This is a genomic window from Burkholderia sp. 572 (assembly GCF_040545135.1).
Taxonomy (GTDB): domain Bacteria; phylum Pseudomonadota; class Gammaproteobacteria; order Burkholderiales; family Burkholderiaceae; genus Burkholderia; species Burkholderia cepacia.
On the sequence record NZ_JBEPLH010000002.1, the window covers coordinates 445,451 to 463,229 of the forward strand.

Here is a 17,779-nt window from a genome sequence, read left to right on the forward strand (position 1 = left end):
GGCCGGCCAATCGAAGGAAAGCCTTGTACGGCGCCGCTTGCGGCGCCGTTTTTCATTGGGGCGCCATGCACGCCGGCGGCGCGCGGGCCGCGGATCCGGTAGGCAGACGGCGCTGCCCCGGCTATGATTGGCAGCCCTGCCACAGCTTGCGCCGGATTGCATGCATGGCGTGGCTCACGTGGTTCCAAGGCAACAGAGCAGGGCGGCGTTTCAAGGGGGCGCGAGTAGAATAGCGCTCGTTTTGTCCGACCCGGACCCGATTATTACGCTTCATATGAACGACACGATCCACGCGACCGACGCAGCACACGCGCCGCATTCGACGCAGCAACACTCGATGCGGGCGCTAGCGATAGCAGCCATCGGCGTCGTGTTCGGCGACATCGGCACCAGCCCGCTGTATTCGCTCAAGGAGGCGTTCAGCCCCGCACACGGTATCCCGCTCACCGAAGGATCGATTCTCGGTGTGATCTCGCTGCTGTTCTGGGCAATCATCCTGGTGGTCGGCATCAAGTACCTGCTGTTCGTGATGCGGGCGGACAACAACGGCGAAGGCGGCGTGCTCGCGCTGATGGCGCTGTCGTTGCGGCCGCTCGACTCGAAGACCCGCGTCGCGGGCGCGCTGATGGCGCTCGGGATTTTCGGCGCGTGCATGTTCTACGGGGACGCGGTGATCACGCCGGCGATCTCGGTGATGTCGGCGGTCGAAGGTCTCGAGATCGCGACGCCGCACCTGTCCCATCTCGTGATGCCGATCACGATCGTGATCCTGATCGCGCTGTTCTGGATCCAGCGCCACGGCACCGCGCTGGTCGGCAAGCTGTTCGGCCCGATCATGGTGCTGTGGTTCGTTGTGATTGCCGCGCTCGGCGTGTACCACATCGTGCGCGTGCCGGGCATCATCGCGGCAATCAACCCGTATTACGCCGCGTCGTTCATGTCGGAGCATGTGCTGCAGGCCTATGTCGTGCTCGGCTCGGTCGTGCTGGTGCTGACCGGTGCGGAAGCGCTTTACGCGGACATGGGCCACTTCGGCGCGAAGCCGATCCGCATCGCCGCGTACGGGCTCGTGATGCCGTCGCTCGTGCTGAACTACTTCGGCCAGGGCGCGCTGCTGATCCAGAACCCGAAGGCGATCGAGAACCCGTTCTTCCTGCTGGCACCCGAATGGGGGCTGCTGCCGCTCGTCGTGCTGTCGACGGTCGCGACCGTGATCGCGTCGCAGGCGGTGATCTCGGGCGCGTATTCGCTGACGTCGCAGGCCATCCAGCTCGGCTACGTGCCGCGCATGAAAGTGCTGCATACGTCCGATCTCGCGATCGGCCAGATCTATGTGCCGGTCGTGAACTGGCTGCTGCTGTTCGTGATCCTCTGCATCGTCATCGGCTTCAAGAGCTCCGACAACCTCGCGGCCGCGTACGGCATCGCGGTGACGGCGACGATGGTGATCACGACCGTGCTCGCCGCGGTCGTGATGGTGAAGGTGTGGAACTGGAACCGGCTGCTGGTCGGCGCGATCATCGCCGTGTTCCTCGCGGTCGACCTCGGCTTTTTCGGCGCGAACCTGCTGAAGGTTGCGCAGGGCGGCTGGCTGCCGCTCGGCATCGGCGCGCTGCTGTTCTTCCTGCTGATGACCTGGTACAAGGGGCGTCACATCGTCAAGGAGCGCACGGCGGCCGACGGTATTCCGCTCGAGCCGTTCCTGCAGGGCCTGCTCGCGCATCCGCCGCATCGTGTGTCGGGCACCGCGATCTACCTGACCGGCAACGACAAGCTCGTGCCCGTCAGCCTGCTGCACAACCTGAAGCACAACAAGGTGCTGCATGAGCGGACCATTTTCCTCACGTTCGTGACGCGCGATTTTCCCTACGTGCGCGACGACAAGCGCCAGACCGCGCGTGATGCGGGCGGCGGCCTGTATATCGTCAAGGCCGAGTACGGCTTCAACGAGACGCCGGACGTGAAGGCCGTGCTCGAGGAATTCGGGCGCACGCACGACATGACGTTCGAGCTGATGGACACGTCGTTCTTCCTCGCGCGCGAAACGGTCGTGCCGACGCATCTGCCCGGGATGTCGATCTGGCGCGAGCGCGTGTTTGCGTGGATGCACCAGAATGCCGCGAAGCCGACCGACTTCTTCTCGATCCCGGCGAACCGCGTGGTCGAGCTCGGGACGAAGATCGAGATCTGACCGGGGGCGGCGCGCGGGTCGTTCAGCCGCGCGCCGCCGAGTCCGCCGACCAGGCAATCAGGCCGCGATCGTCCGCATCGCCGGCCGCGGCCGTAGCCGTATAGCGCTGCGTATCCCGCGCGACCCAATCCAGATAACCGCGAATCCAGTATCGGCAGCCGTCGACAAGGCCGCGCACGCGCGTGTCGGCATGCTGGGCGAGTGCATCGGCGCACAGGACGAATGCGCTGATCTCGGCGCGCACACGCTCGGCCGTGTAGTCGACGCTGGCCTGCAGCGTATGGCCGCGGGAAGCGTGGATCATCACCATGTTCCGGAACTGCCCGGGCTGGCCCGCTTCGACGCCGACGCTCTGGATGTCGTTGCTCCAGCAGACGATATGGTTCGCGTGCCGGAACAGCGTCTGGATTTCCGGCCGATGAAACGTATCGGGCGGGACGGCACCGGCATTGGCCGCGTCCGCCAGCGCGAGGCAAGGATTCATCCCGCTCGTGTGACGCCGGATCGTTTCGTATTGCTGCACTGCGATCGGCTCGGCCCTCAGGTGGCCGATAATCTGCAGTCCGGCCGTGGTGGCCCACAGGCGCATGCCTTGTGCGAAGCGCGCGAAATGCTCGGCCGACAGGCGGGCGCGCAAGCGCTGGCACACATCGAGCCATGCTCGCTCGCCATATATTGGCTGGGGGCCGGTACATTCGTAGTCGAGCACATCGATCATCGCGGTCAGATTGCGCAACGTATCGGGGCCGACCGGCTCGACGCGATCGACGAACAGGTCGTCGACGAGAAAGAACCACACGAAATAATCGGCGAGCGCCTGCAGCAGGGAAGGATCGGCGTTCGGGTAACAGCGCGCGGCGAGCCAGCCGTATCGGGTGCGTACGACGCGTTCCCGGTAGGCGTCGCTGATGAACAGGCCGTATGCGTCGGCCCACTCGAGCATGCGCGATTCGATTCGCTCGACGTGCGGTGAACAGGCGCCGGCCCACGGCACGTCGAAAACGGGCATGTGCAATGCGGCCAGTTCGGTTTTCAGATGGTCGTCTGTCATGGTTCCCCGATCCATTTTTCGCGAATCCGTCCCGGTTCGCCGGTCAGGCGAATACCGGATGCAATGCGTCGCGAATCGACTGCAAAAAAGGCGAGACCGAAACACGGGGGGCAGGATATTCACCGTGCATGCGAGCGCCGCGGAGAACGCGGCCGCTGAACGGCAAGATCGCTGCCCAATACAGAAGCATCAAAATACGGCCGTTCGAAAACTTATTTTATGTGTCACTTGTGAAGCGTCAAGAAAACGCATGTCGCAACGCGGATTGTTTAATTTGCCGATTAAACGCAGGGGAATGACGATGGAAACGCGCATATTCGTTTTTCATCCCGGATATCGAAAATGCGGACGACGATTCAATAAAAAAACCCGCCGGGAGGCGGGTTTTTTGTGCGGCGACGCTTTTCGCGTGCTCAGCGCTTCAGCTTCGCGAACGCCGCGGCCATTGCGCCGGCCGGTTCCGGCTCGCGCGAACGCTGCGGGCGGGCGGCGCCGCGCCCCGCGTTGCCGCGATCCTGGCCGCCGCGCGACGGCGTGCCGGGCGCTGCTGCCTCGTCGTCGAGGCGCATCGTCAGCGCAATCCGCTGGCGTTTCACGTCGACGTCGAGCACCTTCACCTTGACGACCTGGCCGGCCTTCACGACTTCGTGCGGGTCCTTGATGAACTTCGTCGACATCGCGGACACGTGGACGAGCCCGTCCTGGTGAACGCCGATATCCACGAACGCGCCGAACGCGGCGACGTTCGTCACGACGCCTTCGAGCGTCATGCCCGGCACGAGATCCGACACCTTCTCGACGCCTTCGCGGAACGTCGCGGTCTTGAACTCCGGACGCGGATCGCGGCCCGGTTTCTCCAGTTCGGACAGGATGTCGCGCACGGTCGGCAGGCCGAAACGCTCGTCAACAAATTCCGTCGGGGACAGGCCCGACAGCGCTTCGCGGTTGCCGAGCACGTCGTCGATGCGCTTGCTGATCTTCGCGAGCATCCGCTCGACGACCGGATACGCTTCCGGGTGCACCGACGAGCGGTCGAGCGGATTCTCGCCACCGTTGATGCGCAGGAAGCCGGCGGCCTGTTCGAAGGTCTTGTCGCCGAGGCGCGGGACCTTGCGCAGGTGCTCGCGCGACGGGAACGGGCCGTTTGCGTCGCGGTAGTCGACGATGTTGCGCGCGAGCGTCGCGTTCAGGCCCGACACGCGCGCCAGCAGCGCGGCCGACGCGGTGTTCGCGTCGACGCCGACCGCGTTCACGCAATCCTCGACGACCGCGTCGAGCGAGCGGGCGAGTTCGCGCTGGTTCACGTCGTGCTGGTACTGGCCGACGCCGATCGCCTTCGGCTCGATCTTCACGAGTTCGGCGAGCGGATCCTGCAGGCGGCGCGCGATCGACACGGCGCCGCGCAGCGACACGTCCATGTCGGGGAATTCCTTCGCCGCGAGTTCGGACGCCGAGTAGACCGACGCGCCGGCTTCCGACACGACGATTTTCTGCAGGCGCAGCTCCGGGTGTTTCGCGATCAGCTCGCTCGCGAGCTTGTCGGTTTCGCGCGAGGCGGTGCCGTTGCCGATGCTGATCAGCTCGGCCTGCGTCTGCGCGGCGAGGCGCGCGAGTTTCGCGATCGAGCCGTCCCAGTCGCGGCGCGGCTCGTGCGGGTAGATCGTATCGGTCGCGAGCACCTTGCCGGTGCGGTCGACGACCGCGACCTTCACGCCCGTGCGCAGGCCGGGGTCGAGACCGATCACGGCCTTCGGGCCGGCCGGCGCGGCCAGCAGCAGGTCGTTCAGGTTGCGCGCGAACACGCGGATCGCTTCGGTTTCGGCCGTTTCGCGCAGCTGCGTGAGGAGTTCGTTCTCGATGTGCGGCTGCACCTTCACGCGCCAGCACCAGCGGCATACGTCGGACAGCCATTTGTCGGCCGGACGGTTCTGGTTCGCGATGCCGAAATGGCGCGCGATCATCGCCTCGCCGGGATGCGGCACCTGGGCGTCGAGCTCTTCGCCGAGGCCGAGCTTGATCGTCAGCACGCCCGCGTTGCGGCCGCGGAACAGTGCGAGGGCGCGGTGCGACGGCACGGTCCTGATCGTTTCCGCGTAGTCGTAATAGTCGCGGAATTTCTCGCCTTCCTCGTTTTCCTTGCCCTCGACGACGGCCGACGACACGACGCCCTGGCTGTGCAGATAATCGCGCAGTTTGCCGAGCAGCTCGGCCGTTTCGCCGAACTGTTCGGACAGGATGTCGCGCGCGCCGTCGAGCGCGGCCTTCACGTCGGCAACGCCCTTGTCGGCGTCGACGTAGGCGGCCGCCTCGGCCTGCGGGTCGAGCAGCGGGTTCGCGAGCAGGGCCTGCGCGAGCGGCTCGAGGCCGGCCTCGCGGGCGATCTGTGCACGCGTGCGGCGCTTCGGCTTGTACGGCAGATAAAGGTCTTCGAGCACCTGCTTGCTGTCGGCCGCGTCGATCGCGGCGCGCAGCTCGTCGGTCAGCTTGCCCTGTTCGTCGATGCTCGACAGGATCGCCGCGCGGCGGTCCTCGAGCTCGCGCAGATACAGGAGGCGTTCCTCGAGCTGGCGCAACTGCGTGTCGTCCAGGTTGCCGGTCACTTCCTTGCGGTACCGGGCAATGAACGGAACGGTCGAGCCTTCGTCGAGGAGTTGCACGGCCGCCGCGACCTGGCGCGGCTGGACGGACAGTTCGGTGGCGATGCGCTGTACGATCTTGAGTGCTACGGTTTCCGTCATGTCGTGGATGATCTGCCTGCTGAAATCGCGGCGCGGGCCGGCAGGCCCGAAGCGGCGGGCTGCGTGGCGGGCCCGACGGGCCAGATGCCGCGGGTGAGTGAAGCGGGGCATTTTGCCATAAATGGCGGAGCGTCCAGCCGGGGGTGATAGAATTTGACACATGTCCCGCAGCTTTCCTACGACGTTGCCAACTTCCCGAATTTCTCTCGTCGCGCTCGGCGCAGCGCTCGCCGCGGCTTTGTCTGCCGGGCCTTCCAGCGCGTTCGCGCAAGCTTCGGGCGCCACCGCGCCGGCCGCCACCGCGGCCGCACCCGTGACGGCCGCGGCCGCACCGGATTTCGACGCCCGTCAAAAAGTGCTCAATCAACGCTCCGCGGAAAACGATTATCGTTATGCGGTGGCCGAGCACGATTGCTACAGCAAGTTCTTCGTCAATCACTGTCTCGGCAAGGCGCGTGACCAGATGCGCGACGAGCGGGCGAGCATCCGCCAGGAGCAGCTCGCGCTCAACGACGAGCAGCGGGCGGTGCGCGCGCAGCAGCGCGACCAGCAGCAGGCGCTGAAGCAGGCGCAGGACGCGGCGGAAGCGCCGCAGCGCGCGGCGAACGACGCGGCAAACGCCGCTGCGTTCCGCGACAAGCAGGAGCAGAATGCGCTGAAGCAGGCGCAGCGCGGCGCGGAAGGGCCGCAGCGCGCGGCGAACAAGCAGGCGTACGACCAGAAGCAGGGCGACTTCCAGCGCAAGCTCGACCAGGCGCACCAGCAGGCCGCGCAGAAGGCGCAGGAGCGGGCGGACAACGCCGCACGCTACGAGCAGAAGCAGAAGGAAGCCGTGCAGCACAAGGCCGATGTCGAGCGGCGTCAGAAGGAAGCGACCGAAAAGGCGCAGCAGAAGCAACAGCAGGGGCAGTAACGTGTTGGATTGATCCGGAATCAGTCTCGTGCGCGCTGGCACGCCAGCCGGCGCGCTGCTTCGATGAGGAGGCAAACATGCAAAACCGTCACACGGAACAGCAGCAGGAATTGCACAACCGTTTGGCTGCATTGCAGGAGCAGCACCAGCAGCTCGCTCGGGAGATCGAGCTGAAGGAAGGGCACTCCGACATCGACGACATCACGCTGCACCGGCTGAAGAAGGAAAAGCTGGCGGCCAAGGACAAAATCATTTTGCTGCAATCGCAGCTGGAACCGGATAAGCGCGCCTGAGCGCGGCCTGGCAAGCGCCGGCGCCGCCCGGGCGCTGGACACAGGAACGCTTGCCTTGAATTCACCGCTTGAAGCCACCCCCGATGCCCGGCGCGACGTGTCGTCCGCCGGGCGCGCTCGTGCGCCCGAAGGCACCTTTGAACTGAGCCGCAAGCGCGTCGACGAACTCGACACGATTTTCGGCGAGGGCGGATTGCTGGCGCGCGCGCTCGACGGCTATCGGCCGCGTACATCGCAGATCGAGATGGCGCGCGCCGTCGCGTCCGCGATGGAAGCGTCCGCTCGCCGGATGCCCGAGCCCGAGATCTTCGAAACCCGCAAGCGGCCGGCGCGTCGCCTCGGCGACGGCGACAAGGCGGCCGAGACGGGCGCGGACGCCGCCGCAGCCGAGCCCGACAGCGATGCCGGGGACAACACGCTGATCGTCGAGGCCGGCACGGGGACGGGCAAGACCTATGCGTACCTCGTGCCCGCGATGCTGTGGGGCGGCAAGGTGATCGTGTCGACCGGCACGAAACACCTGCAGGACCAGCTGTTCCAGCGCGACATCCCGACCGTGCGCAACGCGCTGGCGGTGCCGGTGTCGGTCGCGATGCTCAAGGGGCGCGCAAACTACCTGTGCCACTACTACCTGCAACGCACGGCCGACAACGGCCGACTGCCGTCGCGGCAGGATACGGCCTACCTGCAGGAAATCGTCCGTTTCGCGAAGATCACGAAGAGCGGCGACAAGGCCGAGCTCGCGAGCGTGCCGGAAACGGCGCCCGTCTGGTCGATGGTCACGTCGACGCGCGACAACTGCCTTGGCCAGGAATGCCCGCACTACAAGGAATGCTTCGTGATGCAGGCGCGGCGCGAGGCGCAGCAGGCCGACGTCGTCGTCGTCAACCACCACCTGTTCTTCGCGGACATCATGCTGCGCGACACGGGGATGGCCGAGCTGCTGCCGAACGCGAACACGGTCATCTTCGACGAAGCGCACCAGCTGCCGGAAACGGCGACGCTGTTTTTCGGCGAGACGCTGTCGACGACGCAGATTCTCGAACTCGCACGCGACACGGTAGCTGAAGGCCTGAGCCATGCACGCGACGCGGTCGAATGGGTGAAGCTCGGCGGCGATCTTGAGCGCGCGGCACGCGACTTGCGCCTGGCGTTCGCGAACGACCAGATCGTCCGGATGTCGCTCGCCCAGCTCGGCGACGATCACCCGATGTTCGGCGCACTCGACGCGCTCGAGGCCGCGCTCGACGCGCTTGCGTCGGCGCTTGCCAGCCAGGCCGAACGGGCGGAGTCGCTCGGCGCGTGCCTGCGGCGCGCACGCGAACTGCAGGACCTGCTGGCCGGCTGGGTCGCGCCCGGCGCGACGGAGGCGGCCGCGAAGGCCGATGCGGCGGCGGCCGGCGACAAGGCGGCATCCGACGGCGATCCGAACGAGAAGGTGCGCTGGGTCGAAGTGTTCGCGCATACGGTCCAGCTGCACGAAACGCCGTTGTCGGTCGCGCCGATTTTTGCCAAGCAGCGCGCGGGTGTGCCGCGTGCATGGGTGTTCACGTCGGCCACGCTGTCGGTGCGCGGCGATTTCACGCACTACGCGGCACAGATGGGCCTCAGCTCGCGCCGCTCGATGACGCTCGCGAGCCCGTTCGACTACCAGTCGCAAGGGCTGCTGTACGTGCCGCGCAACCTGCCGCAACCGTCTTCGCCGGCGTTTACCGATGCCGTCTTCGACGCCGCGCTGCCGGCGATCGAGGCGTCCGGTGGCGGCGTGTTCATGCTGTGCACGACGCTGCGCGCGGTCGACCGGATCGCGTCGAAGCTGCGCGACGTGATCGAATCGCGCGGCTGGAACACGCCGCTGCTCGTGCAGGGCGATGCGAGCCGTACCGAACTGCTCGATCGTTTCCGTGCATACGGCAATGCGATCCTGGTCGGCAGCCAGAGTTTCTGGGAAGGCGTCGACGTGCGCGGCGATGCGCTGTCGCTCGTCGTGATCGACAAGCTGCCGTTCGCGCCGCCGGACGATCCGGTGCTCGCCGCGCGCCTCGATGCGCTGACGAAGAAGGGGCTGAGCCCGTTCGCCGTGCACCAGTTGCCGCAGGCCGTGATCACGCTGAAGCAGGGCGCGGGCCGGCTGATTCGGGCGGAGACGGATCGCGGCGTGCTGATGATCTGCGACACGCGGCTCGTCGACAAGCCCTACGGGCGCCGGATCTGGCAGAGCCTGCCGCCGTTCAAGCGGACTCGCGAGATCGCGGTTGTCCAGGACTTCTTCGACGAGCACCGTTCCGCAAAGCGCACGTGACGACGCGCGCTCGCACCGACGCTGCCTGAGCGCGGCGCCAATAAAAAACCCGGCTCGATGGCCGGGTTTTTAGTTCGCGCAGCGGGCGCTGCATGGTGCTTTCGTCAGAACTGCCACCACGACTTCTTCGCGCCGGGGCGCGAGTGGCCCGTGACGTACGGGCTGTCGGGGAACGTGCCTGCGAGCACGCGCTTCGTGTCCTCGGCGAGTTGCGGCTGGTTCAGCTTGCCGTACGACAGGATCATGATGTGCAGCGCGTCCTCGATCGCCGGGGCGCCCTTGTAGTCCTTGATCGCGAGCTGCGCACGGTTGATGGCCGCGACGTAGGCGCCACGCCGGTAGTAGTAGTCGGCCGCGTGCACTTCGTGCGACGCGAGCGCGTTGACGATGTAGCGCATCCGCGCGGCGGCGTCGGGCGCGTACTTGCTCTTCGGGAAGCGGTCGACGACGACCTTGAACGCATCGTACGATTCACGCAGTGCCTGCGGATCGCGCTCGCTCATGTCCTGGCCGGAGAACCGGCCGAACAGGCCGAGATCGTCGTTGAAGTGGATCATCCCCTTCAGGTAGTACGCGTAAGGGATATCCGGATGATCGGGGTGGAGCTGGATGAAGCGATCGACGGCCTGGTCGGCGGCGGCCGCTTCGTTGTCCTTCCAGTTGCAGTACGCAACGTTGATCTGTGCCTGTTGTGCGAAGTGGCCGAACGGATCGCGACCTTGCAGCGATTCGAAATATTTCGCGCACTTGCCCCAGTCGCCGCCGGACAGTGCGTCCTGGGCCTCTGAGTATAATTTGTTGTTCGACCAGGTAGCCGTCTCGTCCTGCTTCTGCGGCAAGCCGTGGCAGCCGGCGATGAGGGCCGCGGCCGCTACCGCCGCAGCCCGGGCGGCGACGGTTCTGGCCGTGCGTTTGGTCGAATTCATCATGCTCGCATGTCCTAGCTTCAAGTCTCGGTGACCCAGTCTAAATGACCCGTTCAAGTTCGCAGAATGCCCAGCCGGGCACACCAAATCGCGAAGATTATAGCCCAAGCGATCGGCCCGCCGACGCTGCGTCGGGGGATTCCCTCGATGACGATCCGGCCGGCGACGCCATGCAGGCGCCCGTCGTGCCGTCCGCGGCGGCCGACGACGCGCCGCGCGTCGTCGAAGTGCCGCTGTCGCTCGCGGGTGAGCGCCTCGACAAGGCGCTCGCCCAACTGTTCCCTGAATTCTCGCGCAGCCGCCTGCAGAGCTGGATCGAGGCGCAGCGCGTGCTCGTCGACGGCTCGCCGGCGAAGATCCGCCAGCCGGTGCCGCTCGGCGCCAAGATCGAGCTCGTGCCGGACCTGCTCCCCGAGCAGCTCGCCTTTACGCCGGAACCGGTGCCGCTCGACGTGATCTACGAGGACGACGCGCTCGTGGTCATCAACAAGCCGGCCGGCCTCGTCGTGCATCCGGCCGCCGGCAACTGGAGCGGCACGATCCTCAACGGGCTGCTGCATCGCTATGGCGACGCGGCGGCCGGCCTGCCGCGCGCGGGGATCGTCCACCGGCTCGACAAGGAGACGTCGGGCCTGATGGTGGTGGCGCGTACGCTGGCCGCGCAGACGGACCTCGTGCGCCAGTTGCAGGCCCGCACGGTGAAGCGCCGCTATTTCGCGCTCGTGTGGGGCACGATGCCCGAGGAGGGCACGATCGATGCGCCGATCGGCCGCGATCCGCGCGAACGCACGCGCATGGCCGTCGTCACCGGCGCGTCGGGCAAGCCCGCGCGCACGCATTTCCGCACGGTTGACACATGCCTGTGGCAACGTCAGCCGGTTTCGGCAATCCAGTGCGATCTCGAGACCGGCCGCACGCACCAGATCCGCGTGCACTGCGCGCACGCCGGGCACCCGCTGCTCGGTGACCCCGTGTACGGGCGCGCGCGCGGCAAGCGCTCGGTCGCGCCATTGCCGGACGGTTTCGCGCGACAGGCGCTGCATGCATGGCGGCTCGGTCTCGTGCACCCGGTCACGGGCAAGGCGATGCAGTGGCGCTGCCCGCTGCCGGACGACATGAACGCCCTCGTCGCGGCGCTCGGCTTCGGGCAGGGCGACGAGGAATTCGACGACGATGACGGTGTCTACGACGATGACGATTTCGGCGGCGAGTATCACGACGATGAGCCGTACCTGGACGACGAGGAGGAGTGAGTGCCGATGACGAACCTGGCGCCGTTGACGTGGCAGGACTGCGTACAGCCCGACTGGCAGGTGTCGCCGCGCGTGCGCGCGCTGATCACGACGCGCGACGGCGGGGTGAGCGAAGGCCCGTATGGGCGCTGGCAGGGCGCGGAAGCTCTGCCGGGCGGGATGAATCTCGGCCTGCACACCGGTGACGATCCGGCTCATGTCGCCGGGAATCGCGCGCGCCTGCTCGCGCTGGCTGGCCAGTCGAGCGCCGCTTGGCTCGAGCAGGTTCACGGCGCGCAGATCGTGCGCGCGGACGAGGTGATCGCGGCGGCACCCGCGGCGCTCGCGCCGGTGCAGGCCGACGCGAGTGTCACCGACCGTGCCGGCGCCGTCTGTGTCGTGATGGTCGCGGATTGCCTGCCCGTGCTGCTGTGCGACACGCAGGGCCGCGCCGTCGGCGCCGCGCATGCGGGCTGGCGCGGCCTGGCGGCCGGCATCGTCGAACAGACGGCGGCACGGGTCGCGGCACTCGCGGGCGGTGCGACGGACGCGCTTCATGCTTACCTCGGGCCGGCGATCGGCCCGCGGGCGTTCGAGGTCGGCGCCGACGTGCGTGATGCGTTTCTCGACACGGCCCCGCAGTCGGAGCATGATGAAACCCGGCTTGCGTTCGTCGCGATCGATGGCGCGCCCGGCAAGTTCCTGGCCGATCTCTACGCGCTCGCGCGCTTGCGTCTTGCGCGTGCGGGCGTGGCGCACGTGAGCGGCGGGACGGCCTGCACGGTCACCGAACAGGCGCGCTTCTATTCGTACCGGCGCGACCGCGTGACGGGCCGCATGGCGGCGGCGATCTGGCTGGCGGATTGACGGGATGCGCATGGGCGCGGGATTTGTCGCGCTGCAAAATCGGGTTATCTCGATTTTGCGGCGGCCATGCCGCGTTACATGCGCGGCTGAATGAAAAATGCGAAGTCAAGTCAATCAAAATGTTTTATGTTTCGCCGGAACCCTTGTCCCGCCTGTTGCGCGAGGATTATCTCCGTGCGGAATTGTTCAGCGGTTTGATATGGCGCTTCACATGGGGAAAACGATAATGATAAAAATACCGCACTGCGGCAGAATCTGGAGACGCCTCTCCAGAGCATGACGGCCCGGCTCGCAGCCGGCATGCCGCGCGCGAGCAGGATTTCACGACAGACGCTCACGAATCACCGGTAAGGCAGGTAATGACAGCATCGAAAAAATCGTCGACGTCCGCTCAGGCGGGCACTTCCACGGGCAGCATTGGTTTCGATCCGGCCGCCCAGCCGATGCAGCAGATGTTCGAGTCGTGGTTGAACGCGTGGCGCGGTTTTGCGGATCCGGCACGTGCCGCGACTGCGTCGGCCACCGTGAATCCGTTCGCGACATTCCAGTTTCCGACATCGTTTCCGTTCCAGGTGCCGTCGATGCCCGATTTCGGCGCGATGGCGTCGCCGTTCGCCGGGCTGAAGCTGCCGGCCGCCGCGATTCCCCCCGAGCGGCTTCAGGCGTTGCAGGCCGACTACGCGCGCGATTGCATGGCGCTGATGCAGCAGGCCGCCGCCGCAAAGCTCGAGTCGCCCGAACTGAAGGACCGCCGCTTCAGCGGCGATGCATGGAAGGCGTCGCCGGCGCATGCGTTCGCGGCGGCCTGGTATCTGCTCAACGCGCGCTATCTGCAGGAACTGGCCGACGCGCTTCAGACCGATCCGAAGACGCGCGAGCGCATTCGTTTCACGGTCCAGCAGTGGACGGCCGCCGCCGCGCCGAGCAACTTCCTCGCACTCAATCCCGACGCACAGAAATCGATTCTCGAGACGCAGGGCGAAAGCCTGCGGCAGGGGATGATGAACCTGCTCGGCGACCTGCAGCGCGGCAAGATTTCGCAGACCGACGAATCGCAGTTCGTGGTCGGCAAGAACCTCGGGTGTACTGAAGGTGCGGTCGTCTACGAGAACGACCTGATCCAGCTGATCCAGTACACGCCGAAGACGGACAAGGTGTTCGAGCGGCCGCTCCTGATCGTCCCACCGTGCATCAACAAGTTCTACATCCTCGACCTGCAGCCCGAGAATTCGCTCGTCGCGCATGCGCTGTCGAACGGCCATCAGGTGTTCCTCGTGTCGTGGCGCAACGCGGACGCATCGGTTGCGCACAAGACGTGGGACGACTACATGAACGAAGGGCTGCTCGCGGCGATCGACGCCGTGCAGCAGGTGAGCGGCCGCGAGCAGATCAACACGCTCGGCTTCTGCGTCGGCGGCACGATGCTCGCGACCGCGCTCGCGGTGCTCGCCGCGCGCGGCGAACATCCGGTCGCGTCGATGACGCTGCTCACCGCGATGCTCGACTTCAGCGACACCGGCATCCTCGACGTGTTCGTCGACGAGGCGCACGTGCAGATGCGCGAGCAGACCATCGGCGGCAAGAACGGCACGCAGCCGGGGCTGATGCGCGGCGTCGAGTTCGCGAACACGTTCTCGTTCCTGCGGCCGAACGACCTCGTGTGGAACTACGTCGTCGACAACTACCTGAAGGGCCGCACGCCGGCGCCGTTCGACCTGCTGTACTGGAACGGCGATTCGACGAGCCTGCCGGGCCCGATGTACGCGTGGTACCTGCGCAATACCTATCTCGAGAACAAGCTGCGCGAGCCGGGCGCGTTGACCGTGTGCGGCGAATCGGTCGACCTGACGCTGATCGACGTGCCGACCTTCATCTACGGCTCGCGCGAGGATCACATCGTGCCGTGGCAGACGGCCTATGCATCGACGTCGATCCTGTCGGGCCCGTTGAAGTTCGTGCTCGGCGCGTCGGGGCACATCGCGGGCGTGATCAATCCGCCGGCGAAGAAGAAGCGCAGTTACTGGATCAACGATAGCGACCTGCCCGAATCGGCGGACGACTGGTTTGCCGGTGCGACCGAGCACCCGGGAAGCTGGTGGACGACCTGGGTCGAGTGGCTCGACCAGTACGGCGGCCGCAAGGTGGCGCCGCCCGCCCAGCCCGGTTCCGCACAGTTCCCGGTGATCGAGCCGGCGCCGGGCCGGTACGTATTGCAGCGCGATTGACGAAAGACGGACAGCGGCGCACGCTGTCCGATGCACCGCAGTTTTTTTAACAGGGCCGGTAGCGATGCGCCGTGTCGTGCGGGCCTGGAGGAAAGGGAAATGACGGACGTAGTGATCGTATCGGCCGCGCGGACCGCGGTCGGCAAATTCGGCGGTTCGCTTGCGAAGATTGCAGCACCCGAACTGGGCGCGACGGTGATCCGCGCGGTGTTGGAGCGCGCGGGCGTGAAGCCCGAGCAGGTGAGCGAAGTGATCATGGGCCAGGTGCTGACGGCCGGCTCGGGCCAGAACCCGGCGCGGCAGTCGCTGATCAAGGCGGGGCTGCCGACGGCCGTGCCGGGGATGACGATCAACAAGGTGTGCGGCTCGGGCCTGAAGGCCGTGATGCTGGCGGCGAACGCGATCGTCGCGGGCGACGCGGACATCGTGATCGCGGGCGGCCAGGAGAACATGAGCGCGTCGCCGCACGTGCTGCCGGGCTCGCGTGACGGCTTCCGGATGGGCGATGCGAAGCTGGTCGACACGATGATCGTCGACGGCCTGTGGGATGTGTACAACCAGTACCACATGGGCATCACGGCGGAGAACGTCGCGAAGGAATACGGGATCACGCGCGAAGAGCAGGATGCGTTCGCGGCGTTGTCGCAGAACAAGGCGGAAGCCGCGCAGAAGGCCGGGCGCTTCAACGACGAGATCGTGCCGGTGTCGATCCCGCAACGCAAGGGCGAGCCGCTGCAGTTCGCGACCGACGAATTCGTGCGTCACGGCGTGACGGCGGAGTCGCTGGCGGGGCTGAAGCCGGCGTTCTCGAAGGACGGCTCGGTGACGGCGGCGAACGCGTCGGGGTTGAACGACGGCGCGGCGGCGGTGCTGGTGATGTCGGCGCAGAAGGCGGCGGCGCTGGGTCTGACGCCGCTGGCGAAGATCAAGGCATACGCGAACGCGGGTGTCGATCCGAGCGTGATGGGGATGGGCCCGGTGCCGGCATCGCGCCGGTGCCTGGAGCGCGCGGGCTGGACGCCGGGCGACCTGGACCTGATGGAGATCAACGAGGCGTTCGCGGCGCAGGCGCTGGCGGTGCACAAGCAGATGGGCTGGGACACGTCGAAGGTGAACGTGAACGGCGGGGCGATCGCGATCGGTCACCCGATCGGTGCGTCGGGCTGCCGGATCCTGGTGACGCTGCTGCACGAGATGGCCAAGCGCGACGCGAAGCGCGGGCTGGCGTCGCTGTGCATCGGCGGCGGGATGGGCGTCGCGCTCGCGGTCGAGCGTCCGTAACCGGTCGTCCGTAACCGGCCGTTCGCCACCGGCGAACCGAATCCGTGCGCCGGCCGATTGCGGCTTCGGCCGGCGTCACGTGAAGTCAGAGGGGGCTCCGGCAGCTCTCGAAACCAAAAAATGGAGTGAGATTTATGTCTCAGCGAATTGCGTACGTAACGGGCGGGATGGGCGGCATCGGCACCAGCATCTGCCAGCGCCTGTCGAAAGACGGCTTCAAGGTGGTCGCAGGATGTGGCCCGAACTCGCCGCGCCGGGTGAAATGGCTCGAGGACCAGAAGGCGCTCGGGTACGATTTCATCGCGTCGGAAGGCAACGTCGGCGACTGGGACTCGACCAAGGAAGCGTTCGACAAGGTCAAGGCTGAAGTCGGCGAGATCGACGTGCTGGTCAACAACGCGGGTATCACGCGCGACGTCGTGTTCCGCAAGATGACGCACGAAGACTGGACCGCCGTGATCGATACCAACCTGACGAGCCTGTTCAACGTGACGAAGCAGGTGATCGACGGGATGGTCGAACGCGGCTGGGGCCGGATCATCAACATTTCGTCGGTGAACGGCCAGAAAGGGCAATTCGGCCAGACCAACTATTCGACCGCGAAGGCCGGTATTCACGGCTTCACGATGTCGCTCGCACAGGAAGTCGCGACGAAGGGCGTGACGGTCAACACCGTGTCGCCGGGCTACATCGGCACCGACATGGTGAAGGCGATCCGCCCGGACGTGCTCGAGAAGATCGTCGCGACGATCCCGGTGCGGCGTCTCGGCGGGCCGGAGGAAATCGGTTCGATCGTCGCGTGGCTCGCGTCGAACGATTCCGGTTTCGCGACCGGCGCCGACTTCTCGCTGAACGGCGGCCTGCACATGGGCTGAGCGTCCGCGCTGCGCGGGCCGGGTGGCCGCGCAGCCGGGCGTATTCCGAAGGCCCCCGCCTCCCGGATTCGGGCGGCGGGGATTCGTCACTTCCGCTACGCTGCACTCAAAGGCGTTACATGACTACTACAAAGAAGACGGCCGAACGGCTCATCAAGAAGTACCCGAACCGTCGGCTCTACGATACAGAGACAAGCACGTACATTACGCTGACCGACGTGAAGCAACTCGTGCTGGAGCAGGAGGACTTCAAGGTCGTCGACGCGAAATCCAACGAAGACCTGACGCGCAGCATCCTGCTGCAGATCATCCTCGAAGAGGAAAGCGGCGGCGTGCCGATGTTCTCGTCGTCGATGCTGTCGCAGATCATCCGTTTTTACGGGCATGCGATGCAGGGCATGATGGGGACGTACCTGGAAAAGAACATCCAGGCGTTCATCGACATCCAGAACAAGCTCGCGGATCAGTCGAAGAACCTGTACGAAGGCAATGCGATGAATCCGGAAGTCTGGTCGCAGTTCATGAACATGCAGGCGCCGATGATGCAAGGGATGATGACCAGCTACATCGAGCAGTCGAAGAACATGTTCGTGCAGATGCAGGAGCAGATGCAGAACCAGGCGAAGTCGATGTTCAGCACGTTCCCGTTCAAGCAGCCGGGCGCGTCGGAGCCGGAGAAGAAGTAACGGTTTCGCGGCAGGCCGACCGCGGCGGGCAAACCGTCGAGCGTCGGTGCCGCGAAGCGAAGCGGTGCGGGCCGGCCGATCGTGCATTCGGGCGCGACGATGTGCGGCCGCCGCCAGCAGGATCATTTCGCCGACGGTCGTTCATGACCGTCGGTACCGAATGCGCGCCGGGTTCGGGCGTGCATGACCGTTGTCCAGT

13 protein-coding genes are annotated in these 17,779 nt (G+C 66.2%); 10 read left to right on the forward strand and 3 right to left on the reverse strand.

Annotated features, from left to right (window positions below):
• The first annotated feature begins 274 nt into the window (after positions 1 to 274).
• On the forward strand, positions 275 to 2,191 hold the full coding sequence (locus ABIC51_RS05740; protein WP_027787243.1) for a potassium transporter Kup: 1,917 nt from the start codon (positions 275 to 277) through the stop codon (positions 2,189 to 2,191).
• Between the two features lie 22 nt (positions 2,192 to 2,213).
• On the opposite strand, the gene ABIC51_RS05745 is transcribed toward ABIC51_RS05740, so the two are convergent.
• Both ABIC51_RS05745 and ABIC51_RS05750 read right to left on the reverse strand, forming a co-directional pair.
• Complete coding sequence (locus tag ABIC51_RS05745; RefSeq protein ID WP_175899109.1) at positions 2,214 to 3,242, reverse strand: terpene synthase family protein; 1,029 nt, start codon at positions 3,240 to 3,242, stop codon at positions 2,214 to 2,216.
• Between the two features lie 413 nt (positions 3,243 to 3,655).
• A complete protein-coding gene (locus ABIC51_RS05750; RefSeq protein WP_027787245.1) occupies positions 3,656 to 5,980 on the reverse strand; it encodes a Tex family protein in 2,325 nt (774 codons plus the stop codon).
• Positions 5,981 to 6,140: 160 nt separating this feature from the next.
• On the opposite strand from ABIC51_RS05750, the gene ABIC51_RS05755 reads away from it, so the two are divergent.
• The 3 genes from ABIC51_RS05755 to yoaA all read left to right on the forward strand — a co-directional run bounded on the left by ABIC51_RS05755 (position 6,141) and on the right by yoaA (position 9,488).
• Positions 6,141 to 6,893 carry a hypothetical protein gene (locus ABIC51_RS05755; protein WP_027787246.1) on the forward strand — a complete coding sequence of 251 codons (753 nt, stop codon included), beginning with the start codon at positions 6,141 to 6,143 and terminating at the stop codon, positions 6,891 to 6,893.
• A gap of 77 nt (positions 6,894 to 6,970) precedes the next feature.
• Complete coding sequence (locus tag ABIC51_RS05760) at positions 6,971 to 7,186, forward strand: HP1242/YdcH family protein (RefSeq protein WP_006478692.1); 216 nt, start codon at positions 6,971 to 6,973, stop codon at positions 7,184 to 7,186.
• Between the two features lie 55 nt (positions 7,187 to 7,241).
• Positions 7,242 to 9,488, forward strand: coding sequence for a DNA repair helicase YoaA (gene yoaA, locus ABIC51_RS05765; protein WP_027787247.1), 2,247 nt, complete (start codon positions 7,242 to 7,244; stop codon positions 9,486 to 9,488).
• 104 nt (positions 9,489 to 9,592) lie between these two features.
• Here yoaA and ABIC51_RS05770 read toward each other — a convergent pair whose 3' ends face one another.
• The gene (locus ABIC51_RS05770; protein WP_021163132.1) at positions 9,593 to 10,417 is read right to left on the reverse strand and encodes an outer membrane protein assembly factor BamD; all 825 of its coding nucleotides are present in this window, start codon (positions 10,415 to 10,417) and stop codon (positions 9,593 to 9,595) included.
• Positions 10,418 to 10,458: 41 nt separating this feature from the next.
• Here ABIC51_RS05770 and ABIC51_RS05775 point away from each other — a divergent pair, with 41 nt between their 5' ends.
• The 6 genes from ABIC51_RS05775 to phaR all read left to right on the forward strand — a co-directional run bounded on the left by ABIC51_RS05775 (position 10,459) and on the right by phaR (position 17,580).
• Positions 10,459 to 11,667, forward strand: coding sequence for an RluA family pseudouridine synthase (locus ABIC51_RS05775; RefSeq protein WP_175899112.1), 1,209 nt, complete (start codon positions 10,459 to 10,461; stop codon positions 11,665 to 11,667).
• A 6-nt stretch (positions 11,668 to 11,673) separates the two neighbouring features.
• Positions 11,674 to 12,513 (forward strand): peptidoglycan editing factor PgeF, encoded by an 840-nt coding sequence (gene pgeF / locus ABIC51_RS05780; RefSeq protein ID WP_027787249.1) that lies wholly within the window; start codon positions 11,674 to 11,676, stop codon positions 12,511 to 12,513.
• 359 nt (positions 12,514 to 12,872) lie between these two features.
• Positions 12,873 to 14,738 carry a PHA/PHB synthase family protein gene (locus ABIC51_RS05785; RefSeq protein WP_027787250.1) on the forward strand — a complete coding sequence of 622 codons (1,866 nt, stop codon included), beginning with the start codon at positions 12,873 to 12,875 and terminating at the stop codon, positions 14,736 to 14,738.
• A 99-nt stretch (positions 14,739 to 14,837) separates the two neighbouring features.
• Positions 14,838 to 16,019 carry an acetyl-CoA C-acetyltransferase gene (locus ABIC51_RS05790; protein WP_124918540.1) on the forward strand — a complete coding sequence of 394 codons (1,182 nt, stop codon included), beginning with the start codon at positions 14,838 to 14,840 and terminating at the stop codon, positions 16,017 to 16,019.
• 134 nt (positions 16,020 to 16,153) lie between these two features.
• Complete coding sequence (locus tag ABIC51_RS05795) at positions 16,154 to 16,894, forward strand: 3-ketoacyl-ACP reductase (RefSeq protein ID WP_006491801.1); 741 nt, start codon at positions 16,154 to 16,156, stop codon at positions 16,892 to 16,894.
• Between the two features lie 119 nt (positions 16,895 to 17,013).
• Positions 17,014 to 17,580, forward strand: a complete 567-nt coding sequence (gene phaR / locus ABIC51_RS05800) for a polyhydroxyalkanoate synthesis repressor PhaR (RefSeq protein ID WP_006485265.1) — start codon at positions 17,014 to 17,016, stop codon at positions 17,578 to 17,580.
• The last annotated feature ends 199 nt before the right edge of the window (positions 17,581 to 17,779 follow it).